The sequence below is a fragment of the Cellvibrio sp. OA-2007 genome (assembly GCF_000953825.1).
Classification (GTDB): domain Bacteria; phylum Pseudomonadota; class Gammaproteobacteria; order Pseudomonadales; family Cellvibrionaceae; genus Cellvibrio.
In genome coordinates this window covers 131,778-155,149 of sequence record NZ_BBUL01000088.1, presented here as the reverse complement: position 1 = coordinate 155,149, position 23,372 = coordinate 131,778, and the positions used below count along the sequence as shown (strand labels likewise).

Annotated in this window: 19 protein-coding genes, 1 tRNA gene and 1 pseudogene; 7 read left to right on the top strand and 14 right to left on the bottom strand. The window is 48.2% G+C overall.

The genetic code is table 11. The features are described 5' to 3' along the window. Positions 1-193 precede the first annotated feature (193 nt). From AWU77_RS09970 to AWU77_RS09950, 5 genes are all read right to left on the bottom strand, one after another. A complete protein-coding gene (locus AWU77_RS09970; protein ID WP_062062569.1) occupies positions 194-1,000 on the bottom strand; it encodes a DUF3800 domain-containing protein in 807 nt (268 codons plus the stop codon). Positions 1,001-1,261: 261 nt separating this feature from the next. Continuing rightward, a complete protein-coding gene (locus AWU77_RS09965) occupies positions 1,262-2,764 on the bottom strand; it encodes a hypothetical protein (RefSeq protein WP_152625326.1) in 1,503 nt (500 codons plus the stop codon). Between the two features lie 102 nt (positions 2,765-2,866). Beyond that, complete coding sequence (locus AWU77_RS09960; protein WP_062062563.1) at positions 2,867-3,307, bottom strand: hypothetical protein; 441 nt, start codon at positions 3,305-3,307, stop codon at positions 2,867-2,869. Between the two features lie 544 nt (positions 3,308-3,851). After that, positions 3,852-4,598 (bottom strand): co-chaperone DjlA, encoded by a 747-nt coding sequence (djlA, locus tag AWU77_RS09955; protein ID WP_062062560.1) that lies wholly within the window; start codon positions 4,596-4,598, stop codon positions 3,852-3,854. Positions 4,599-4,728: 130 nt separating this feature from the next. Then, positions 4,729-4,813: transfer RNA gene (locus AWU77_RS09950), tRNA-Leu, on the bottom strand. A 163-nt stretch (positions 4,814-4,976) separates the two neighbouring features. On the opposite strand from AWU77_RS09950, the gene rnr reads away from it, so the two are divergent. The 5 genes from rnr to AWU77_RS09920 all read left to right on the top strand — a co-directional run bounded on the left by rnr (position 4,977) and on the right by AWU77_RS09920 (position 12,559). Further along, on the top strand, positions 4,977-7,910 hold the full coding sequence (rnr, locus tag AWU77_RS09945; RefSeq protein ID WP_062062557.1) for a ribonuclease R: 2,934 nt from the start codon (positions 4,977-4,979) through the stop codon (positions 7,908-7,910). 154 nt (positions 7,911-8,064) lie between these two features. Then, positions 8,065-8,817 (top strand): 23S rRNA (guanosine(2251)-2'-O)-methyltransferase RlmB, encoded by a 753-nt coding sequence (gene rlmB / locus AWU77_RS09935; RefSeq protein WP_062062550.1) that lies wholly within the window; start codon positions 8,065-8,067, stop codon positions 8,815-8,817. A gap of 412 nt (positions 8,818-9,229) precedes the next feature. Continuing rightward, a complete protein-coding gene (locus tag AWU77_RS09930) occupies positions 9,230-10,900 on the top strand; it encodes a chitinase (RefSeq protein WP_062062547.1) in 1,671 nt (556 codons plus the stop codon). Between the two features lie 234 nt (positions 10,901-11,134). After that, positions 11,135-11,314 (top strand): DUF3012 domain-containing protein, encoded by a 180-nt coding sequence (locus AWU77_RS09925; protein ID WP_062062544.1) that lies wholly within the window; start codon positions 11,135-11,137, stop codon positions 11,312-11,314. Between the two features lie 117 nt (positions 11,315-11,431). Beyond that, positions 11,432-12,559 carry a helix-turn-helix domain-containing protein gene (locus tag AWU77_RS09920; RefSeq protein WP_062062541.1) on the top strand — a complete coding sequence of 376 codons (1,128 nt, stop codon included), beginning with the start codon at positions 11,432-11,434 and terminating at the stop codon, positions 12,557-12,559. A gap of 4 nt (positions 12,560-12,563) precedes the next feature. On the opposite strand, the gene AWU77_RS09915 is transcribed toward AWU77_RS09920, so the two are convergent. Genes AWU77_RS09915 through AWU77_RS09900 form a run of 4 tightly spaced genes read right to left on the bottom strand, consistent with a single transcriptional unit; the run spans position 12,564 to position 14,760 of the window. Next, the gene (locus AWU77_RS09915) at positions 12,564-13,049 is read right to left on the bottom strand and encodes an arsinothricin resistance N-acetyltransferase ArsN1 family B (RefSeq protein WP_062062538.1); all 486 of its coding nucleotides are present in this window, start codon (positions 13,047-13,049) and stop codon (positions 12,564-12,566) included. Further along, positions 13,043-13,606, bottom strand: coding sequence for a cysteine hydrolase family protein (locus AWU77_RS09910; protein ID WP_062062535.1), 564 nt, complete (start codon positions 13,604-13,606; stop codon positions 13,043-13,045). Before AWU77_RS09910 ends, AWU77_RS09915 begins: the two co-directional genes overlap by 7 nt. Next, on the bottom strand, positions 13,603-14,154 hold the full coding sequence (locus AWU77_RS09905; protein ID WP_062062532.1) for a GNAT family N-acetyltransferase: 552 nt from the start codon (positions 14,152-14,154) through the stop codon (positions 13,603-13,605). Before AWU77_RS09905 ends, AWU77_RS09910 begins: the two co-directional genes overlap by 4 nt. Positions 14,155-14,169: 15 nt before the next feature. Next, the gene (locus tag AWU77_RS09900) at positions 14,170-14,760 is read right to left on the bottom strand and encodes a transglutaminase family protein (RefSeq protein ID WP_062062529.1); all 591 of its coding nucleotides are present in this window, start codon (positions 14,758-14,760) and stop codon (positions 14,170-14,172) included. A 227-nt stretch (positions 14,761-14,987) separates the two neighbouring features. Here AWU77_RS09900 and AWU77_RS09895 point away from each other — a divergent pair, with 227 nt between their 5' ends. Beyond that, the gene (locus tag AWU77_RS09895) at positions 14,988-15,185 is read left to right on the top strand and encodes a hypothetical protein (RefSeq protein WP_062062526.1); all 198 of its coding nucleotides are present in this window, start codon (positions 14,988-14,990) and stop codon (positions 15,183-15,185) included. 70 nt (positions 15,186-15,255) lie between these two features. Here the strand turns inward: AWU77_RS09895 and AWU77_RS09890 are convergent, their stop codons facing one another. The 5 genes and pseudogenes from AWU77_RS09890 to AWU77_RS21020 all read right to left on the bottom strand — a co-directional run. Then, positions 15,256-15,633: a GFA family protein gene (locus AWU77_RS09890; protein ID WP_062062523.1), complete on the bottom strand. Its 378-nt coding sequence runs from the start codon at positions 15,631-15,633 to the stop codon at positions 15,256-15,258. Positions 15,634-15,650: 17 nt separating this feature from the next. Continuing rightward, a complete protein-coding gene (locus tag AWU77_RS09885; RefSeq protein WP_062062520.1) occupies positions 15,651-16,331 on the bottom strand; it encodes a hypothetical protein in 681 nt (226 codons plus the stop codon). Between the two features lie 176 nt (positions 16,332-16,507). Next, positions 16,508-17,167: a PEP-CTERM sorting domain-containing protein gene (locus AWU77_RS09880; RefSeq protein WP_062062516.1), complete on the bottom strand. Its 660-nt coding sequence runs from the start codon at positions 17,165-17,167 to the stop codon at positions 16,508-16,510. Positions 17,168-17,446: 279 nt separating this feature from the next. Next, the gene (locus AWU77_RS09875) at positions 17,447-21,043 is read right to left on the bottom strand and encodes a discoidin domain-containing protein (RefSeq protein WP_062062513.1); all 3,597 of its coding nucleotides are present in this window, start codon (positions 21,041-21,043) and stop codon (positions 17,447-17,449) included. Between the two features lie 295 nt (positions 21,044-21,338). Continuing rightward, a pseudogene (locus AWU77_RS21020) lies at positions 21,339-22,118 on the bottom strand (discoidin domain-containing protein); the annotation flags it as partial. Between AWU77_RS21020 and AWU77_RS21015 the strand changes: the two are divergent. Further along, the gene (locus AWU77_RS21015; protein ID WP_375600838.1) at positions 22,036-22,377 is read left to right on the top strand and encodes a pentapeptide repeat-containing protein; all 342 of its coding nucleotides are present in this window, start codon (positions 22,036-22,038) and stop codon (positions 22,375-22,377) included. The pseudogene AWU77_RS21020 and the gene AWU77_RS21015 overlap by 83 nt on opposite strands. The last annotated feature ends 995 nt before the right edge of the window (positions 22,378-23,372 follow it).

Sequence of the window (23,372 nt, the reverse complement as noted above, 5' to 3'; positions counted from 1 at the left end):
GCCTCCATAATTGCTCCGGTTGCTTTCGGCTGGAGCGATAGCCGAGTGGGATTTTCACCCACGGGGAAAGCGCCGCCTTATCACGGCGCACGCCAGGAACGGACATTGATGATAATACCCCTCTCAATACAGAAGAGCCGATTAAGTGTTATTTAAAAAAGGGGGCTTTACGCAGTGTCGTTTGTTATATCGCTTATCCATTGTGCTTATTCGAGTGATTTTGCCACTGCAAATAATCATACAACTGCGAATCTAACTGTTCTTTTGATACGAATACCATCGTAGCATCAAGGAAATCAAAACCACTTTTATTTATCTGCTCTAATATTTTCCAATCACTATCTGTTTTGGTTTCTTTAACTGCAATAATTTGAGACTTGTTAAAGCAGTAAGCAGCAAAGTCAGCTATTTGAAGATAAATATTATTCATTGATCGTTCGAATTTTACATCTGAGTCAGTGCTAATTTTATTGAGAAAGCTAAAGTGTAGGCTTGTTCCTTGCTTTTTAATCCCTTCGTCGCAAAAGAATCGAGCAGGAAGGGTAATTTTTTGGTCATACAGATACTTTACGCTTTTCATTAAGGCTACATAAAAAGCAAAATGTTCATAGTTTTCTTTTTTTAGGTTTTCAATTTCATTTAGGTTTTCAATATTTATATTATTCTGGCTATAGTGTTCTGGGCTCCATGTTTGTGTAACACACGGAATATAATGTTTAGAAAAAACGTTGCACAAAGCCATAAACGTGTCAAATCTGTCTTGATTACTAACGTGACGCCACTGCGCTGTACCATTCATTATGTCAGTCAAGTGAAATTCGGAGATATTAAATTGATACTTAATTGCTTGAATTCCAGCATTCATTATGCTTGTCAATTGCGCCACCTGCTCTGGCAACAAAATAACACCTACATAAGACTTTCTTTTACTGTTTAGCCAGCTTGACGGTGTTTCTATACCAGGTGAACCCGTATCATCAAAGGCTACGATAGCGTGCATAGCTGCCCTAAAATATATAACAGTTTATTTGAATATAACCACGCGCAGAATAATCCTTTAAAAAATATGGTGCTGCAATATCTTAGCAGGCAACGCAAATAGCGCTGAGGATATACGGAGATATAAATTTAGAAATATGCAGTCTACACATCTAAGTTTCTGCTGTAAGTGCTACTTCTTCGTTAAATAAGCCAACATCCTCAAGATGCCCATGTAGGCTTTGCTAAATGGATAAAGGTAATGCGTCTCTTGATTGCATCATCAATCTATTTTTAGCTTTAAAAATGCACGATGCGATTCCTCAATGAATTGATAGCTAGGCAACGTGCCTGACTGCATTTGCTCGGCCAAAATGTAGATCCATGTATTGGTAAGTCCATCATCCATTCTATTGAATGTTTGCATTGCAGAGAGATACTCTCCATTTTTTGCTTGCGTCTTAGCCATCCAGCTAATAGTTGATTTTTTTAGGCTGTCGCTTTTAATTAAATTATTAATTTCATCGCTCTTTGTGTAATAACCATTTCTAGCAAGAGCTTCTGCAACCCAATAAAAACCGAAACCATCAGTATCTTTATTATTATAAGAAGCAACAGTAACAGCCTGATTAAAGGTATCAATTGCCAATAGATCAAAACCAAGTGCCGAATAAAATTCTCCCAGCGTGGACAACTCTATGTAGTCATCTTGACGGTAGTATCCCTTAACATTTTCAATCGAAATTAATTCTGCCTCTGTGAGGTTTATTTCCTTAATGAGCGTGGCTAGCTTCAGAAAAGCATAAATTCTTTTATTTTCACCTTTCAGCATTGACCATGAAAACACCCTTTTAAAATCCTCTTTAAATCTTTGCTCCTGCCCCTCACGATATATAAGTTTCAATAATTCTGGCTCATACGAAAAGCGTGGCCCTTCTCGACCTAACAATTCAGACAGTGCATTTTCGGCAAGACGTATAGAGTATTCCTTATCAAATAAGGCATACACTTCGGCAACTTTAACAATGTAGCGAAAATCCGTATTTCCAAAAGCATCTTTATAATCCTCCCGTTCCAAATCCTTCAATATGTCTTCAGCAATATCAGTTCTTTGTTGCGTTACAAATGCCTCAGCAAACTTGAAATACAAATCTATTTCTTTAGTTGATTTTGGGGGGCCATATTTTTTCTTTGCTAATTCAAATGAATTTATCAGCTCAATTTCAGACTCGGTTGTTTTAATAAGTGCTGCATAAGAAAGCCCAACTTCAATTTTAAACTGCTCTCGATTAGATTGATCCTTGTACACATCAAAGAAATTATTAATAGATCGGTATAATTGTGCCGCTTCTTCAGTGCGGCCAGCCTTGGCGTAAGCATTCATGATAGATACAAGTAATCGCATACTATTTTTTGTCGCGTCGCGACTTAAAACACTACTCACCAATATACTAAAAGGATCTTTTTCTAATTCACTTTTTTCATGTAATTGTTGATCTAATTGCAGAAACACGAAAGAACTTTTTCCGGCTATTTCTGCCTCACCTGTAGAAAGCTTTAGGGCAATAGATGTTTCTGGATACTTATCAATTATTTGATCATAGATCATCTTGGCTGCCATATAATTTTTGTACTTTTTTGTATGGCTGTTATTTTCTTGGTCTGCCATTTGGGCGCCCTGAACCAATTCAACGAAAAGCATATTGGCACTTTCTTCTCTGTTGCTGCAGCCAGAAAGCACAATAATAGCTATGATAACATTTATAATTTTTGCACACTGCATCACAATATCTCCTGAGTTTTTATTGTCCGTTATTGTCAGCTATAAGCATCTAAGCAGATGAATTAATTATGAAGCATTAGTAAACCCTATGATTTGTCCTTATGCCTAAGGGCTAGAAAAGTTAGAGGATTTGCACACCTTGTTGTCAACAATAATATTCAGCTCTATGCCATTTAGTCTGTCTTTCACAACAATATTAAAAACATCAATTTCATATTCATCGCTCTGTATAATGACACAGTATGAGTTTCCTGGACTCTTAGTGTATTGATCCGTAAAAAAATCGGTGAACTCTTTTATATATTCTTTGGATGGTTCAATATCCACTCCTGGGTTGGCTGCCTGAACCATACACTTGAAATTCATTACCATCGTTACAATAATTGTCTTATCGAAACCGACATTTGAAGCAATCTGAGCGCATTTGTTCAGCGTTATTGGAAGATCCTTCGCTTGTTCTTCCGCAACCTCTTGTGCAGTTTTTCCCGCACTGGATAATGGTGAAATAAAAATACTCAACAACAGAAGCGCTCGTAGATAAACCATAGTTATCAAGTCCTTGTTTTATTAAGAAAAAAGATGCCTTCAATAAGCCCAATTCAGCAATTCATTTTAGTCAACACAATAGAGAAGCAATCACGCCTCTGAAGCACTCCTACCCTTCCAGCTCCAGATAGTTTGCATAAATAGGCATAAATTTTCCTTAGAAATTATTGATTGTATGTAACCGATCAGTGTGCTTAATAGCTAAATAAACAGCCTTGGTGGTGCATATCTTTATATTGCTTCAGTGTCCGCTTTGGGCACGTTTCTGTCCTTAAAAGCTGTTGCGGTTCGTAAACTCACCAGCAACCTACCTTGATTGTGCCACTGGCTAGGAAGGGCACGTTTCTGTCCTTAAAAGCTGTTGCGGTTCGTAAACTTACCAGCAACCTACCTTGATTGTGCCACTGGCTAGGAAGGCCACCCTTACTGACCTCAAAGTCTGTTGCCATTCGTAAGCTCATCCGCAACCCACCAATTAATTGATGAAAATAATCCGGCTTTTCAGTGTGCGTCAATTACAGCATATTACTTTGACTGAGAGTTATTAACCTGCCGCATAGAGCGAGCGGTGTTTTTTGATAAACGCATAGGCGGCTTGGATGCGCTTAAATCGTTCGGTTGCGGCATTGAGCTGATCTTGCGCTAAGCCTTGGCTCATTAATTTATCGGGGTGCAGTTGGCTGGCGAGTTTTTTATAGGCGCGCCGGATTTCATCTTCAGTCATATCGATTGTCACACCCAATATTTTGTAAGCTTTGTGCAAGTTGCGCTGTTGATTTGCAGTGTGGGGTTGGGTGTTCTGCTGTGGTTTTGCTTGCGCTGTATGCGGATTGTTATAGGTATCGGCTTGGGCGGGTTTGGGTGGATTAATGCTCATGGCGAGCTGATCTTGTGCGTAGATTATTTTTAATAAATGCGGAAGCACGATACTTTTGTAACCCAGCTCCCGCGCAATCCACTGTAGTGCATGCAGTTCTTTCTCCATCAAATAACCATCGGCACGCGCCATAGCTACCAGATGCATCAATAAAATCTGGATCAGCTTGGGTGTAGTTGCACTGCGAAATTCCTGCAGCGCCTGCCGTGCATCAAACTCAGGCGCAGTGGCCGATTTAAACAGTGCAAGCGCTCTGCGCTGCTCATCCTCCGCGAGGTGCATTTTTTTCATATGCACTTTCAGCCGCTCAATTTCCTCGCGGTTAATCGGCCCATCACAATGGGCTATATACCCCAAAAAGCGAAACGCCCCAGTCAAAAAGGCTTCGCGAATGTTTTGGCGCTTATCGGGCATTGGGCAGTCCAGTAATTGTGAGTCTGCCTAAATCATAGGTGGTTTTAGTGGCGGGGATAGGTAAGAAATGAAAACTGACTGATTAGAAAAGTAAAAACCCCCGCTACTTGCGTAGCGGGGGTTTTGAAGATGGTGCCCAGAAGAGGACTTGAACCTCCACGACTTGCGTCACCAACACCTGAAGCTGGCGTGTCTACCAATTTCACCATCTGGGCGTAATCAGCCTTGGCTGAGGTCGCGCACTATAATTAGCGCGATTTGGATTGTCAACGAGGCTGGTGATTTTATTTGTAGGTTTGTCATCTTCGCTGCCCTATAATTGAGGCAACAGCGCCAGGAACGTTTAAAAACCGCCAATATTGATCATAGGATGCCCAATTGACTAAACGTAAAGCCCCGCCCCGCGATGCTTTCGCCGCGCGCGAAGCCGAAAAGTACGAAAACCCCATCCCCAGTCGTGAATACATTCTCGACCTTCTCGATAGCGCCGATCAGCCGGTTACCCATGAGCAGATGTGTGTGATGCTGAAGCTCACGGGTGAAGACCAGATTGAAGCGCTGCGCCGCCGTTTGATTGCGATGGCGCGCGATGGCCAGTTGATCAGCAACCGCCGCGATGCTTATGTGCGCCTCGATAAAATCGATGTGGTGCGTGGCCGCGTGCAGGGGCATCGCGATGGTTACGGGTTTGTGATCCGCGCCGATGGCGGTGAGGACATCTATCTGCACAATCGCCAAATGCGCAAAGTGTTTGATGGCGATGAGGTAATTGTACGGCTCTCGGGCGAGCAATATCGCGGCAAAGAAGAGGGCGCGATTGTCGATGTGCTAGTGCGCAATACCACCCAATTGGCCGGGCGCTTTTTTAATGAAGAGGGTGTGCAATTTGTACGCCCGGAAAACCCGCGTATTACCCATGACATTATGATTCCGTTTGGCGCCTATGGCGGTGCCAAACACGGGCAAATCGTGGTGGCGGAAATCACCATGCAGCCGGACAAAAACCGCTTGCCCACAGGCCGCGTGATTCAAGTATTGGGCGACCATATGGCGCCGGGCATGGAAATCGAATTGGCGATTCAAGCGCACGGTATTCCCAGTGTTTGGCCAAGTGAGGCGCTGGCAGAAGCGGCGCGTTTATCGCATGAAGTTTTAGAGCAAGATAAGTTGCATCGCGTCGATGTGCGCCATTTGCCGTTTGTCACCATCGATGGCGAAGACGCGCGGGATTTTGACGACGCCGTGTTGTGTGAGCGCCGCAAAGGTGGCTGGCGTTTATACGTGGCGATTGCCGATGTGTCGCATTATGTTCCGGTCGAAAGTGCGTTGGATATTGAAGCGCGCGCGCGTGGCAACTCGGTGTATTTTCCTGATTATGTAGTGCCCATGTTGCCCGAGGCTATCTCCAACGGATTGTGTTCACTCAACCCCCATGTCGATCGTTTGTGCATGGTGTGCGAGATGAATATCAGCGATGCCGGGCGCATTACCGGTTATCAATTTTATGAAGGGGTGATGCATTCCCATGCGCGCCTGACCTATACCAAAGTGGGCGAAATTCTCACAGGTGAAGGCGAGTTGCGCAATGCGCTACGCGAAGAGTACAAGTCTGTTGTGCCGCAGCTTGAACTGCTGCATAAACTGTATCAGTGCCTGCGCGTTGCGCGCGATGAACGCGGTGCAATTGATTTTGATACGGTTGAAACGCGCATCCAATTTAATGAAGAGCGCAAAATCGAACGTATAGTGCCGATCAAACGCAATGATGCGCACAAATTAATTGAAGAGTGCATGTTGTGCGCGAATGTTTGTGCAGCCAAATTTATTGAAAAACATAATTTGATTGGCTTGTTCCGCGTGCATGAAGGCCCGACAGAAACCAAACTTGCAAATCTGCGCGCTTACTTATCTGAATTAGGTTTGGGGTTGGCGGGGGGCGACAAGCCCACACCAGGCGATTACCAACAATTGCTGCAAATGATTCAGGATCGCAGCGATGGTCATTTAATCCAAACCGTTATGCTGCGCAGTCTGCGCCAAGCGATGTATCAAGTAGAAAACCACGGCCACTTTGGTTTGGGTTATGAGGCCTATACCCACTTCACTTCGCCGATTCGCCGCTATCCGGATTTGCTGGTACACCGCGCAATTCGCTCGGTGGTGCGCGGCACAGAACCGACCACTCATGTGCGCCGCGTTGAGACTGCCAAAGCGATTCCGAAAAAATTTATTTACCCCTACACCGCGAGCGACATGGTGGTGTTTGGTGAACAGTGTTCGCGCACCGAGCGCCGCGCCGATGAGGCCACACGCGATGTGGTGAGTTGGTTGAAATGCGAATACCTGCGCGATCAAGTTGGCGCTGTGTACGCCGGTCACGTGAGTGCGGTGACCAGTTTTGGTTTGTTTGTTGAACTAAATGATTTGTACGTAGAAGGTTTGATTCATATCACCTCGCTGCCACACGATTATTATCGCTTTGAACCAGCGCAACATCGCTTAATGGGCGAGCGCACGCGCAAAGTATTTGGTTTGGGCGATGAGTTGGTGGTGCGTGTGGTGCGGGTGGATCTTGATAATCGCAAGATCGATTTTGAACTCGAATCAGCCAATGCGGTTCGCCGCCCCAAATCGGCGGTTAAACCCAAAACGAGTAAACGCGGCGCTGCTTCAGCCGCCGATAAAAAGGCTGGTAAAAAAACCGGCAGCGCTAAAAAATCTGGCGGTGAAAGAAAATCAGCTGGCGAGACAAAAGTATCGCCCGCAGAAATAGTAGTGAAACAGGTTGCGGGAACTAAAACGCTCAGTAAACCATTGGCCGCTAAACCGGCGGGCAAAGCGAAAAACGGCAAATCGGCGAGTGCTAAACCATCGTCCGGCAAAAAGAAAACCGGCGCTAAAAAAGTGGCGACCGCGCAAGCTAGCGAAAAACCATCAACAGCCAAAACACCGATTGTAAAAACAGTCGTGGCTAAAAAGATGGTGGTGAAAAAAGTGGCCGATGCTGCGCCTGCCAAAAAGGCCGCCGCTAAACCCGCCGCTAGTAAAAAAGCCGCTGTGCCTAAAGCTCCTGCGGCTAAGGCAGCTACTACCAAGCCAGCTGCAGTAAAAAAAGTGTCCGCAGCTAAAGCGGCAAGTGCAACATCCAAAGGGGAGGTCGATCATGGCCGTAAAACTGCGAAAGCTGCAAGCAAGGCAGCGCCAGCAACAGTTCAATCGCCTGCGCCAAAAGCGCCAAAAAGCAAGGCTGTCGCTGGGGCTAAGAAGACAAATGATAAAAGACCGGTGGTTAAGGCTAAGACAAAGAATTGATCGCTGGCTGCGCAGTGAAAACTTTGTCTTGGATGAAAATTTGAATCGCGAAATTTATATAGTGAAAGACCGGATTTTGCGCGAGCGCGAAACCCGGGTCTCTGAGCGTTAAACCAAAGCGAGTATTAAAGCCTAAATAATCAGGTAATTTTTTTTGAAACGTGAACCTATCTTTGGCCTGCACTCTGTGCAGGCCCTGCTAAAAAGTGCGCCGCAACGGGTAATTGAAATTTACATGGTGCAGGGTCGCAATGATCAGCGCTTGCAAAAAATTGTTAGCGCTGCACAAAGTAATGGCATTCACTGCCAGGTCGTCAATCGCAATAAACTGGATGAATTAGTTGGCGATGAAAATCATCAGGGTGTGGTGGCGATTTGCACGCCGGGTGAAACATTCGATGAAACCTATTTATTTAAGTTGATTGACGATCTCAACGAGCCAGCGTTTTTGTTGATCCTTGATGGTGTCACTGATCCGCACAACCTCGGCGCTTGTATGCGCTCGGCGGAGGCTGCAGGTGTGCATGCGGTTATCGCACCCAAGGATAAATCCGTCGGCATTACGCCCATAGTGCGCAAAGTTGCCTGCGGCGCGGCGGAAGTGCTGCCGTTTATTCCGGTGACCAACCTTGCGCGCACGCTGAAAAGTTTGCAGGAAAAAGGTATTTGGTTATTCGGTGCCGCGGGTGCAGCAGAGCAGTCAGTTTACCAATGCAACCTCACCGGCCCGATTGGTATTTTGATGGGCGCAGAAGGCGATGGCCTGCGCCGTTTAACGCAAGATACCTGCGACCACTTGATGAATATTCCCATGGCGGGCACCGTGAGCAGTTTGAATGTCTCGGTAGCGACCGGCGTGTGTTTATTTGAAGCGGTGCGCCAGCGTGCCAACTTGATCCAACAATAATCCGTTATTTCCCAATCATCTATCCCCCGTTATTTTCCCCGATTGCGCAAAGTTTTTATTCTAATGAAATAAAAATTTTGCGTAATCGTCATCCTTTGGTCATATACATGATTGCCATTCGTTGATCTGGGTGATATATATGGCAACGTTGTCATAAGGTGTTTTGCGCCAGAATAATAAATCACACTCGGATGAGTCTGATGATAACGACCAGAAGGAGCTCGTAACGAGTTACCGGGACTGGAGTGTTTCCCAAAGTACGGCCAATCTGTTTTTAGCAAAAAAACAAGATAAGTACTGATCCACGGGGGCGCCCACAAAAATCTCAATAGAAGCAAAAAATCCAAAGAAATTTTCACAATTTCTTTGCGGGAATCTTTTGTCCAAAAAATACAAAGAGAGTGAGGGGATTATGAACATATACAAGTCAGCGAAAAATTCTGTTATCGCACTTGCCGCATTATGCGTGAGCGGCTTATCAACCAGTGCATTTGCGGTGAATTGTGCAGGTTTGCCAGAGTGGAATAGCACTGCTGCCTACGGTGGTAGTACACAGGTGCAAGAATCCGGTAAAGCCTACAAGGCCAACTGGTGGTCGCAAGGGCACAGCCCGGCCAGTTACTCCGGCCAATGGCAAGAGTGGACACTGCTCGGCGCCTGTGATGGCGCGGCTTCTTCTGCGCCGAGTTCTGTCGCGCCATCGTCTTCATCTGCGCCAAGCAGTGTTGCACCTAGCTCAAAATCTTCCAGTTCAGTCGCTGTTGTTTCCAGCTCTTCAATTGCTGCGGGAAATTGTGCGTCGACACAGTACGTTGCTGGCACTGCGTACAGCGCAGGCCAATTGGTACAAAATGCGGGTAGTGAGTATCGCTGCACGGTCGCGGGTTGGTGTGGCTCTACCGCAGCCTGGGCGTATGCGCCCGGTACCGGTGCGCACTGGCAGCAGGCGTGGGAATTGGTGAAGTCTTGCGGTGCTGTTTCAAGCAGCATTTCAAGCAGTGCGCCTAGCAGTGTTGCGCCTAGCTCAAAATCATCGTCTTCGTCATCTTCTGTTGCACCTTCCAGCATTGCATCTTCGAGTAAGTCATCTACCAGTTCTACCGGAAATGGCCGTGTTCCAGGTGACGCTGCCGCTCTGCCAAAACATGCGTTGGTGGGTTACTGGCACAACTTTGACAACGGCAGCGGTGTAATTCGTTTGGCCGATGTTGATGCATCTTGGGATGTGATTGTTATCGCCTTTGTGGATGACGCTGGCAATGGCAGTGTGGAATTCCGTTTGGATCCAGCGTTGAACAAAGCGCAATTTATTGCCGATGTCGCCGCTAAACGTGCGCAGGGCAAAAACATTGTGCTCTCCTACGGGGGTGAAAAAGGTACTGTGACGCTGAACAATTCCACCAACCTCGCCAATTTCGTCAACAGCACAGCGGCGATTATCAATGAGTATGGTTTTGATGGTGTGGACATTGATCTGGAAAGTGGTGCCGGTGTAATGCATGGTGCGCCAGTGATCAGCAACATGGTATCGGCGATCAAACAACTTCATGCTATGTACCCCGATCTGTATGTCTCAATGGCGCCTGAGCATCCTTATGTGCAAGGTGGTTATGTGGCTTACACCGGAATCTGGGGTGCTTACTTGCCGATGATTGATCAATTGCGCAATGAATTGGATTTGTTGCACGTGCAGTTGTACAACAATGGCGGTCTCGCGACACCTTATGCGGCGCAATCCTATCAAGCCGGTACGGTGGATATGATGGTAGCTTCAGCGCGTATGTTGATCGAAGGTTTCCCCCTGGCCAACGGCACAGCCGGTAACTTTAAAGGTCTACGCCCGGATCAAGTCGCTCTCGGTTTGCCCTCTGGCCCACGCGCTGCCGGTTCCGGTCAAGCGACAACGGCGGACATTAACAAAGCGGTCGATTGTTTGGTGAAACGCAGCAATTGCGGTAGCAACACGCCGCTGGCAGCTTACGCGGATTTCCGTGGCGTGATGACTTGGTCAATCAACTGGGATGTAAAAGATGGTCGCATCTTCTCAGTGCCTGTAGGCAATCATTTGAATGCATTGCCCTAGTTGATCATCTATTGAGGTGTGATTGCCTTGTGTAAATGAAACGCCCGCTCTTATCCAGCGGGCGTTTTTTTATGGCCAAAATCGCCTATGTGTAGGGTGAATAGGTTCTTTAGCGACAGGCTCTGCTATCCTTGCACTGGAATTTTTATTCCATGGCTGCCCTGACTCAGCCATGTATTACATGCTCCCACTGCTGGTGCAATATCTATACAACTCAAATAATTTGGATTTTATATGCACGTTTTTTTAAGAATGGTTAAATTGCTATTGGTTGTTGCCTTGGTTCACTTGGTATCTGCCTGCGCTCCTGAAGTTGGTAGCCCTGAATGGTGTAAAAGCATTGCGGAAAAACCCAAGGGTGACCTCACTATGAACGAAGCTAAGGATTACGCCAAACACTGTGTATTCAAATAGGCCCGGCGAAGCCAATCGATTTGTGAGACGGCCACTGCATTTTATAATGAGAATCCACCGCCAAAGAGAGCGCCCTGCCACGAGGGTGATTGGCTGTGCCTACGCGAGAAGGGCCTGATGAAAACCAACTTTCTAAATATCCATGACTTGGTGCTGGTGCTCACGGCGGTAGAGTGCTGTGTGCTGGCTGCTTTATTAAATTTATTGCCCGCCAAACATCTGCAGCCCCGGCGTATTTTGTCCGGTTTTTTTCTGCTCATTGCACTGGTGCTAACGACCACTCTGATTGTATGGAATGGCGATTTAAAAACAGCAGCGATTAATCACACGCCTTTTGTGGTCGCTATTCTCGCTGCCTGTTTATTGTTGCAAGGGCCGGTGCTGTACTTTTATTTGCGCTCGCTTTCGCAGCAAATGGTATTGCTACGCTGGCGCAATCTGTTGCATTTTGCGCCGGCATTGGTTGCGGTTCTATTGCTGGCTTTTTTTGGTATTGATAGTGTGGAATGGCAACCGGCAACTGAGTTAGTTGGTACCGAGAATGCAGTGGTGGCATTTGTCTGGGCGCTGGTAAAGTTATCGCCATTGGGTTACATCATCGCGTGTGTCATCGCGGAATACAGATTGCGCGAACAGCTAAAACATTTGTATTCCGATATCGCCATGTCTGAATTAAAACTGGCCGATGTTGTGCTGGCCGGTTTTTGTTTGCATTGGCTCTGGTCGCTGCTTGCGTATTTGTTGGAAGGCATGGTGAGCGCATCGGTGAGTGATACACTCGGCATTATCGATAATTATCTTACGGTGATGTTGGTCAACGGTTTATTTGTATTTGGTTTAATTAATACTCGCCAACTGCTCAGCGTACATGTGGTACCTGTGGCCAAACCGGTGCAGCCCACTAAAATGGACCACAAGGTTGAAATTATCGAAAAGGCGATGAACGAGGACAAATTATTTTTGGAGAGCAATATCAATCTTGAGCGTTTTGCGGAGCAGATAGGGTTGAAACCGCGTGACATCTCCGCAATCTTAAAAATGCATTACCAATCGAATTTTTTTGAGTTTATCAACCGCTATCGTGTGGAAGAGGCCAAACGCCTATTGGTATTGCCAGAGTTAAAAGATGAAACCATTTTAGAGATTATCTATAAATCCGGTTTTAACAGCCCCTCAGCTTTTCATCGCTTTTTTAAACGCATGGTTGGCGTGACACCAACTGAATTTCGGCAGAAGGGCGAGTAGCCCTTCACAAGGTTTTTTGCCAATAGCCCACATCCAACCAGCGATCAAACTTGCGCCCCACCTCAGCAAAATGCGCAACTTTTTCGAAGCCCATACGTTCATGCAAGCGCACACTCGCCTCATTGGGAATCGCAATGCATCCAAGCAAAACATGGCAGCCTTTGGTTTTCAGCTGCGCGATCAATTCGCTGTACAACGCGCTGCCATAACCCTTTTGGGTTGTGTCGTGTTTTAAATACACGGTAATTTCTGCCGTATGTTTGTACGCAATTCGCTCCTTCCATTTGCTTGCGTAAGCATAACCAAGCACTTTGCCTTCGTTCTCACAAACCAACCAGGGGTAGAGCTGGGTATAAGCCGCAACACGCTCTTGCATTTGTGCAGCGGTGAGTGGAACTTCCTCAAAGGTAATCACCGTGTGTTCGATATAGTGATTATAAATATCGCAAATCGCTGCGGCATCACTGGGGGTGTAGGGGCGAACTAACATGCGAACTCCATGAGTAATTGTGTGGAATGAGTAATTTCTGCATATTCGTCTCGCAGGTTTGCCAGCGACATTGCGTGCACATCTGCTGCGGCTCTTGCTGTGCCGAAGTAATCTTTTTTTGCGAAGGTGAAACAAGCATCCTCGACTATGCAAACCCGAAAGCCAAGTGAGCTCAAGTTTCTAGCAGTGGCTTCAATTGAGTTGTTGGTGGACGCCCCTATCAATACAATTTTTCGGATATTTTTTTGATCAAGTATTTGCTCAAGATTAGTCTTGAGTAGCGCACAAGGGACGTTTTTTTCGACGATTGGCTCATCGCCTTGTGGTAGAAAATCCGGTTTGAATTCAAAACCCTGTTGCTCTGGCCAAAAAACAGAATCGGGTTCCGGTGAGCGATGCCTAACGTGAATAATCGGCCACTGAGCTGCGCGCCATGCGCCAAGTAATTTCAGCATGACTGTTTCGGCATCGGGGTTATTGCGCGGCCCGAGTTTTGGATTATCCAGCCCTTTCTGCTGATCGATAATGATGAGGGCGGTGGTGGGGGTTAGTTTCACATTATCTTCTCATATGCTTGTAGGGTGCTTAAGTCACTTGGAATTAGCGAATAGCATTTGGCCGGATAAGAGTTGCCATTATGAAATAACTTGTTGCGCAGTATTCCTTCGTAAGTGGCACCTAATTTTTCGGCGACTGCGATATTGGCAGTATTGTTTTCCAGTGCACATATTTCGATGCGTTGTAATTGAAGTTCATTAAACCCATATTCAATTGTTTTTCTGGCCGCATTGATGCATGCGCCTTGATTTAATTCCGATTGTCTTATCCAGTAACCCAGATTTCCGATTTTGTGCTGCTGGATCACCTGATTAATTGCGACCGATCCAAGAAATTTTTTGGTGAGATTGCATTCAATCACAAACCGAAAATCATGGCCTGCATTCCATTCTGTTTCAGCGGTATTTACCCAGAATTCAGCGTCATTTATTGAATAGGCTGGCGTGCACCAGCATAACCATGGTGATAAATGGGCAACGGATTCTTTAACTGCTGCGTAGAGTTTGGGTGCATCCCCTACGTTAAATTTTCTGATATTGATATCCATAGTTTCCCTTAAGGTTTAAATGATGTCGGGCAAATTTTCGTAGACTTCTTTTACGGTTGAGTATTTTTCCAGTGTTTCGACAATCAGTGGCATGGGGGCTGCCCATATTTCGGGAAGGTCTCGTTCCAATGATCCTTTGACGGCGAAGGCAAGCTTTTCCTCTGGCGGGTAAAATTGTGCTGAGACACCAGGTTTATTTCCCCTTGCATCGACCCTATACCAGCCAAAATTATTTAAATAAATAGCATTTAGCCCGTGCAAGCAATAGGGGCTCCCCCCCGTGCTGACACTCAACCTTTGGTAGCACAATCCTGCAGGGATATTGTTGGCCCGCAATAGCGCCGCCAGCAAATGGCTTTTAGCGTAGCAATAGCCTGTGCGGTGCATCAGTACATCTGATGCTTTGCAAGTCACCGGATTTTTACGAAAATCCCAGCTGTGCTGAATCTCATCGCGGACGAACTCAAAGCATGCTTTAGCTAATTCCAGTTCGCCGTGATGTTTGCGCGCTAATTGCTGTGCTTTGTCGCTAACAAGCGGGTGATCAAAATCGATGTAATAGCTGGTTGAGAGATACGGGGTTAATGAGGTGTCTGCTGCCTGCATTTTTTAAGTCCTTGGGCTTTGTATAGGTTATTTAGGGTGCTCAAACTAATTGCGCCAGATATTGGCGCAATTACACTAATCGCGCCACAATTGCGCCAAAAAATAGTCAAAAATAAGCTAATTGTGCCAAAGGCTCAGACCTCTTGGAGTTAAATAACGGTTAGTTGAATCCAAATAGCTGCAATCCGCATCTAAGCCAACAATCGTGGCACGCAAGGGGAATGGGTATGTTGACGTTTATCTGCTGGTTATTGTTATGGGTTGTCTGCTGGCCATTGGCGTTGCTCGCGTTGTTGCTCTGGCCGCTTGTTTGGCTCATCTCCCTGCCATTTCGCCTTATAGGTATCACCTTTGAGGCGCTCTTCGCTTTCTTGAAAAGTGTCTTGCTACTGCCTGCGCGAGTGTTGGGTTATAGGGCGCAATAAATTGCGCCCCTACATTTCAACATGGCCGTAGGGGTTCAATTTATTGAGCCTAAGTAATAACTCCAACTAATTACAGGCTTTTGTGCGCAACAGTGTGCGCATGTTGCTCCCAGTTCTGCCCATCAAAATCCACAATTTTTACCGTTTTTGGTTGCGTGGTTAAGCAGCGCAAATTTACATCCACACCGTCTGGATTTGAGCGCGGGATGTAAAACGGTTTGATGCCGCAGGTTTTACAAAATTTATGCTTGGCAACACCGGTATTGAAGGTGTAAGTGGTGATATTGTCTTCGCCGCTGATCAGCCGAAAATTGCGCTGCGGCACAATTAAATGCAAAAAGCCGGTCATATTACAGATCGAACAATTGCAGTTTTCGACTTCCACTTCGTCGGGTGCTTCCACTTCAAATTGTATTGCGCCGCAATGGCAGTTACCTTGGTAGATCATTATTAATCCCCTCTTATTTATCTTAGAGTCTCTGTTCGTGAGTTTTTCTTCGCTTCAATAATAAGATTGATTGTCCAGATCAGCTCTGGTATTAGAGTATTGTAACTATCAATCATAAATTGTTCAGCATCCACATCGGCAATTAATTTTTCCTCTTTTTTTTCTCTATAGCTAATGCTCTCAAAGCTTATTTTTTTAAAGTCGTTTTTTAGCCTTGTTAGGTATTTGTGTTTGCTAGTATTTGTAAGCCCCTTTAGCTTGACAAATAAATTATTTTTTTGAAAATTTTCTAATTGGCTAAAAAAGGTAAAGTCTCTATATCCATTGATGAATCTAGGGTTCCAACCAATACCTGTGTTGTCAATTTCTCTTGTGTTAAAGATAATATTCAGGATAAATGGAAGGGAGTCTACTAATGCGTGTAAGTTACTAATAAATCCAAATGCATTAGCTTCATAAAGGATTCTAATTGAAAGTTCGTCATCAGTTTGGGGGTCAAGTCTATCTTTCAAGAGCGCCACAGGCGTGCTGTGAGTGTTGAATTCACTCAAGTGATACTTACAGTATGAAATTCGTTTTTGGATAGATTGTATTGCGAAGTCAAATAGTTTCAATGTCTCCGGTGAGGTATCTTTTAGTTCTTTTCCCATAACTGAACTTATATGCTCGATATCTAATGAGTCTTTTTTTGATCTCATTGTGTGTACATCCTAAATCATGTTTTATGGAATGGCTCTGTGTAATTGTCATGTTGGGCATCGCTGCGCTCAGCGCCAACCTACGTTAGGCTTGGGAATCTACCCCAAAAACAAAAACGCCGCTACCAATCGCTTGGTAGCGGCAAAGCAGGGACGCTATGGTTTTTCTTTGTAGACTAGGCTTTTCTGGTTTTGCGGCCCACTACAATTCCGGCGATGCCGAGCAGTAACAATAGCAGTGAGGATGACTCGGGGACTGCCGTGGGCTCGTTGATGGTGAAATTGTCCATTACAAAAAAATCATTGCCTTGGGTGCCATCAATAGAAGTTCCACCCCAGGCGCGCAAGCTGAGGGAGTTGATGCCGAGGAAATTAAAATCGAACCACTGAGCGGCGCTGGTATTGACGGTGACGGTTTGGGTAAACAACAGCGCGTTGTTTAAAAAACCGCTGACTTCAATATTCAAGCCATCGTTCCAGGCTGCTGTTAAATAGGCGCCGTTAAAATCAAATTGCGCGCCGCTGATGATGCTGGTGGTGGCGAGAAAATTAAATGCGGCGTAATCGCCTGAGACAACGCCGGTTTCAAAACCGGTGCCGGGCAGGGTGTTTTTGTGCACGTAGGATACGTTTGTTAAAAAAGATTCACCCCAGGTAAAACCGTTGTAACCAGCGGGAATTGCATCCAATTCGGTTGCAGGTAAATCATCAAAAGTAATGACCGCAGCTTGGCTGCTGATTGCACTGCTGATGCCGAGTGTCAGTAACGTTGACAACAAAAATGACTTGGATAATAAAAAGGATTTGGATAATGAAAGTGATTTTGTCTTGTGCATGATTGTTTCGTCCTTTAGTTGATTTTTGATAATTCTGTTTTGTTTTTTGAAAAATTCTCCATCGTCACTCTCGCGTAGCGGGAATCCATTGTTTTAAGTGCTGGATACCCGCAGGCGGGTATGACGACGGAGTAAAACATTTACGTTGTGCTATTTTTGTTTCTTTGTTTTTCCGTCACTCCCGCTTGCGGGAGTCCAGCTGTTGTTGAAAATCTATGGATACCCGCAAGCTGGTATGACGACGGAGATGTAAAGCTGGTTTTTTACATGTGGATTACTTTAAAATCCGGTCAGTCTCACCTCCCAAATTGAATAGCCCCATTGGTTGCCTGCACTGCGCGCGGTGCCGTAAATGCGCACATAGCGGTAGTTGCCGTTTAAGGTGAGCGTGTCGGTGCGCGTACCAAAAGTGCCGTCGGTTTTGCTGGCGATGTTGGTCCAGTTGGCGTTGTCGTTCGAACCTTGAACGCTATAAGCGCTCGCGTTTGCCGCTTCCCAATCGATGGCAATTTGGGTCAGATTTTTTGCGCTGCCTAAATCCAACGTAATCCAGCTTGGGTCAATCGCGTGTGCCGATTCCCAACGGGTGCCGCCGTTTTTATCAATCGCATTACTCGCTGCGGTTAAGGCCGTGCTTGCAGTGGCGCTTACCGGCGTTAAGAGTGCGGGCGTTGCAGTGCTGGATGCTGAACTGCTGCTCACTGCTGCGTTTTGCGCGAAGACTTTCAATTCAAAAATTGAATAGCCCCAGTTGTTGCCCGCACTGCGCGCCGTAGCGTAAACACGCACATAGCGATAGCTGCCGCTGACGGCATTGGTGTCGGTGCGATTGCCAAAAGCGCCGCCGGTGACAGTTTTCAAATTCGTCCAGCTGGTGCCATTAGTGCTGCCTTGAATTTGATAATCCGCCGCGTTGGCCGCTTCCCAATCAATTACGACCGAGGTCAGATTACGGTTTGAACCCAGATCGACCATGATCCAGCTCGGGCTTACGCCGTGGTTGGACTCCCAGCGCGTTCCGCCATTGCCATCGACCGCGTTGGTTGCTGGCATCATGCTGGTGCTGGCAGTCACCGGGCGACCTTGCGATACCAATACCGATGCCGGTGCGCTGGAGCTGCTCACACTGGAGGGTGTAGATGACGGCGCACTGGAGCTGGAGGCCGACGATGGCTGGCTAACTGAACCGGTGAACGACACTGCAATGGTGTGGCTCGCAGAGATCGCGTTGAAGGTGTAGCTGTTCATCGCGCCCAGCGCAACACCATCCACAATCACGTTCGCCACTTGCTGGCCTGCGGGTGGTGTGAAGGTGTAAGTCGCCGAGTCAGTGTTGTTTTTGCTGTAGCGAAGTGTGCCCGCCGGAGCGATGCTGCCTGCGCCATCCAGATTGATGGAGTAAATGCGGTGCGGTTTTAAATCGACCGCCATCAATTGCACATCGGCGACTTCGACTACTTGGCCAGCCGGTGGGCGGAACCAGAAGCGGAAGTTGCGCTCGTTAGCAGGAGGATAAGCACTAAAGCTGCTGAAGCTTTCATAGGTGCCATCGTTATTGCTGTTGGTCCAATCGATCATGGTGTTGTTGGCGGTGCCGTATTCCACTTTGAACTGCGCCAAACTGCGTGGCGCGGATTTATCGCCCGCTACCAGCACTTCTTTCACTTCATAGTTGGGGTCGATATTGACGCTAACCCACAGATCCTGATTGTCTGCCACACCGGGTTTGCCACTGGCTTTGTTGCCGGTTGAGCCGTCTACCGCGCGGGATGCAGCACCCCACCATTCAGTTTCCCAGCCAGAACTGGCGCCGGTGAAATTAGTGGCGCTGATCGCTGGAACCAAGGGATCGCCTGAGCCGATATAGGCGATTTCACGAATCACCACATCATCGATAAAGGTGGTCGCATTGCCCATGGCGCCAAACAAAAAGGCGAGGCGGCCAGCGTTATCGCCACCGGTGAAATCCAGATTGAAACTGTAATTCGCCATGGTGGTGCCCAGGGCGACCGTTTGTAACAGATAGGTACCGGCTGCCGATGGGTTCAGCTGGTCTTCTGACAGGCGCATTTGAATATTGCGCGGCGATGCAGCGCGTGCGCGGAAGCTCACTTGGTAGCGATAGTTGCGCTTTAAGCCAAAGCCCTGGGTGTGCAACTGATAAGAGCCTGCGCCGGTACCCTGATTGGCGGCAGTAACACGCGCTTCGCCGTTTATAGCAGCGTAGGCTGCGCCCGAGCCGTCGTAGTTTTCGCCCACCCAACCGTTCAGGTCAGTGGCGAAATTACCATTGCCCAGCATGTTAACGGCGCGATCCACCAGTGCGGTGCCAGCGGGTTTTGGATAGACGTTGGCTACATCTTCAAAGGCTTTGAATTCCAGCAGCCAGATTGGCTCGGCTTTATCGATACGGCCTTTGGTGACGAGTTTGACGTAGCGATAGGTCTTGTTTACATCAAAGGTATGGGTTGCCCAGCCGACACTTTGTTGATCCGATGTACGGATAAACTCCCAGTTGCCGGTGGAGGTTTTGCCGTAGATGTCATAGGACTTGGGTAGATTCCACGCCCATTCAATCCAGAAGTATTTGATCGGTTTATCCACTCCGTAGTCGATAGTGACCGAGTGCATATTGTCGTCGCGTGGTGTCGCCCACTTGGAGCCAACATAGCCATCGGCCGCGTTTTTGGCGCTGTTGTCGCGATAGGCGTTATCACCTTCTTGCAAGTAAGCATCGGCCGTTACCGATACCGGCGCCATCCAGCCTTTCAATGAATAGAAGCCTTTGGTGTTGTTGGTCGGACGGAAGAAGCTGTATTTGCTCTCGTCGATGTACTTGTGCCAGCTATCTGTTGCGGGCAGCGGCCAGTGAGCCACGTAATCCACAAGGAAATCCGTACCAGCGCGGCCGATATTGGTGTTCATGCTCGCGGTATCTATGTACTCGTATTCAGTCACGCCATTAGTGGTGCGGGTATAGCCGGTTTTGTTGGCTACATTCGCGTTGGTGCTGAACTTGTTGTAGTTGCCCACATCCGGCCATTCCACATGGGTGATGGCGTGGTTGAGGATCATGCGCATGGGCGTGAGGTAGGGCCAGGGTTGATCGCCACGTTCGGCTTTGGACCAGGTAAAAGTCTTGACGCCGTTGATGTAATACTCGATGTATTCCGGGGTTTTGATCACCCCGTAGGTAACGTACTGGTCGCTCGGGCTGATGCCCAATTGCGCGTAAGTCGTACCGAATGGGTTGCCGCCGTAAGCCGGGTAGGGCGCTGACCAACGGGTTTGGGGAGCCTTGCTCGCGTTGGCGCCGGTGAACTCGATAATGTCCAGTTCCTGGCACGCCGTCCAACCCACATCGGGGAAGTTACCCAGCAGCCACCAAGCGGGGAATTCGCCGTTGCGCGCAGGCGGCATTTTGATACGCGCTTCAAATTTGCCGTAGACAAAGGTGGAGTCATCGGCGATTTGCGATTCGATTCGCCCGGCGCGGATAAACAGGGGCTTGCCCTGACCGGCATTGCCGCCGTAGTAGTCCTGAATCTGGCCATCCATATAGCGCGCTTTGAGGTTCAACACCTTGCCATCGCTCGCGCCTGCATCTGGCTGACCGACGCGCAGGGTCCAGTCGGCAGCGGGATATTCAACGTCTTGATAGTCGATATCTTCGCCGTTCACAAAGATGTTTTTTTCCACCAGCCATTTGTTGCGGTTGATGTTTACGCCATCGAATTGATCGACAAAACTGGTGTTGTTGTTGGGGCTTGCCCACCAGGGGTCGTTGTAGGCGGTTTGGGCTTGGGCCGCGTTTGCGCCCAGCCCAAGGCTGATGATTACCGCAGTAAGTGGTTGTTTTTGTAGTAGGAAATGCATAGTTCCTCCAAGGGAATTATTTTTTATTAGCTAAGGAGTTGATTACCCGTTAAAAAATCACCCTGGCACTGGCAGCAGGCGCGGCCAATGCCGGGTGAAAAAGCCTCTATTTCCACCGGGTCAGTGGAAACAGAGAGAGGGAGCTTGTTGTTCTTGGCGCGATCTGCGCTATAAACACATCGTCACTCCCGCGAGCGGGAGTCCAGCTTTTGATGTGAAAACCTATGGATACCCGCAAGCGGGTATGACGACTTCCCGAAGGTCACATGTGCGGGTATGACGAATGTGGTTAGGATTACCAGCCCAGCACGCGCACTTCCCAGATGGAATAACCCCACTGGTTGCCCGTGCTGCGTGCGGTAGCGTGAATGCGCAGATAGCGATAGCTACCGGCGATGTTCAGTGTGTCGGTGCGCTCGCCGAAGGTGCCGCCGGTGCGGGTGGCCAAAGTTGCCCAATTGGAATTGTCATTCGAACCCTGCACTGTGTAATTCGCCGCATTGGCTGCTTCCCAATCGATGGCGATACTGCTCAGGGTTTTGGCGCTGCCCAAATCCAGCGTCAGCCAGCTTGGGTCAAGTGCATGGTAAGACTCCCAACGGGTGCCGCTGTTTTTATCGATCGCATTTGCCGCTGGCGTAAGTGCGGTACTGGCCGTGGCGCTGGCAATATTCAGCGGTGCAGCTGGTGCCAAGCTTGAGCTCGCCGCTGAGCTGCTTGCTGGCGTGCCTTGGGCGTAGACTTTCAGTTCCCAGATGGAATAACCCCATTGGTTGCCGGTGCTGCGCGCGGTGGCGTAAATACGCACATAGCGATAGCTGCCGCTCACCGCGTGGGTATCGGTGCGGGTGCCAAAGGTGCCGCCGGTAACGGTTTTTAAATTGGTCCAGCTCATGCCGTTGGTGCTGCCTTGAATTTGATAGTTGGCCGCGTTGGCGGCTTCCCAATCAATCACCACTTGGCTCAGTGCTTTGGTGCTGCCCAGATCCACCATGATCCAGCTTGGGTCAACTGCGTGTGCTGACTCCCAGCGGGTGCCGCCATCGCCATCTACTGCATTAGCCGCTGCAGTTAATGCGGTGCTGGCAGTAACAGTGCGACCCTGGGATACCAATACCGGTGGGCAGTTGCTGCAAGCGGCTACACTGGAGCTGCTTGGTGCTGCGCTTGACGGAGCGATACTTGAAGGAGCGGTGCTAGATGGCGCCGTACTGGACGGTGCAACGCTGCTCGGCGCTGTTGAGCTTTTACTGCTGCTGGCAAGGCTGGATGGCGCGGCGACCGAACTGCTGGACGATGAGCTGCCTGCAGTGGCCGGTGCATCTTTGTTGTAGGCCATTACGCGGAAGTTATCGAAGTAGAAAGTGCCGGTACTGGCCACGCCGGGGGTGATGAGGAAGATCAGTTGATCGACACCGGTGAAAGGTGCAGATGCTTTGTTATTCGCCCAATCGCCCAAGGCGGCCGCGAAGTTGTAGTTAAACTCCAGCGTTTCCCACTGACCGGTTTTGGTGGTCTCGGTTTGGTAGAAACTGTGGCGACCGACTTGCCAATCTGCCGGAGTGACTGCGCTCACCTGCAGCTCGTTTTCCAGATTCATGGAGATAATCGTGCCCACTGGCGCGGTGGTGTAAACATCTACTGCTACCCGCACCATGCCGTGTTGTGCGTCCAGCGCATCGGGTATGCCGGTGATGCCGTTAAAGGCGAGGGTGTCGTAGGTGGCGCCCGCATCGCGCACATAACGCAGCACATTTGGCGATGAATTTACCGCGTTCGGCGCCGGATTGGCGACAATCGAGCGTACTCCGCTGGTGTAGGGTGCCGCTTTGATTGCGCCATTGCTGGTGCCATCGAAGTTGGCGATAGTTTGTTTCAGGCTGTAACCATTGTCGGGCCAGACGATACGGATGTTATCCAGGTAGAAGTCGGCAGGGCGATTAAAGCCCGCTTCCACCATCAATACCAGGTTATCGGCTTGGCTGGCGGCTATGCCTGAATCCGGTGTGCCGGTAAAATCTATCTCAACTGTATGCCATTCACCGGCTTTGCCGATGGTGCCTTTAAAGCGTGCGAGGCGACCGGTATTGCCATCCCAACTGGGGGTGGCGCTGACTACGGCGCTGTTTTCCAAACCGCCGCCGATCTCTTTACCGAGCAGGTTAGTGGCCGATGCCGGGTAGTAAATATCGGCAAAAATCTTGGCGCGACCAGAGCGCAATTCGCCTGCGTTCAGCTTGCCAAAACCGCTGAGTTTGAGGTTGTCCCACTGTTGGCTTGCATCGCGCACATAGCGCAGCACTTTGCTGGAGGTATTGACGGCACCCGG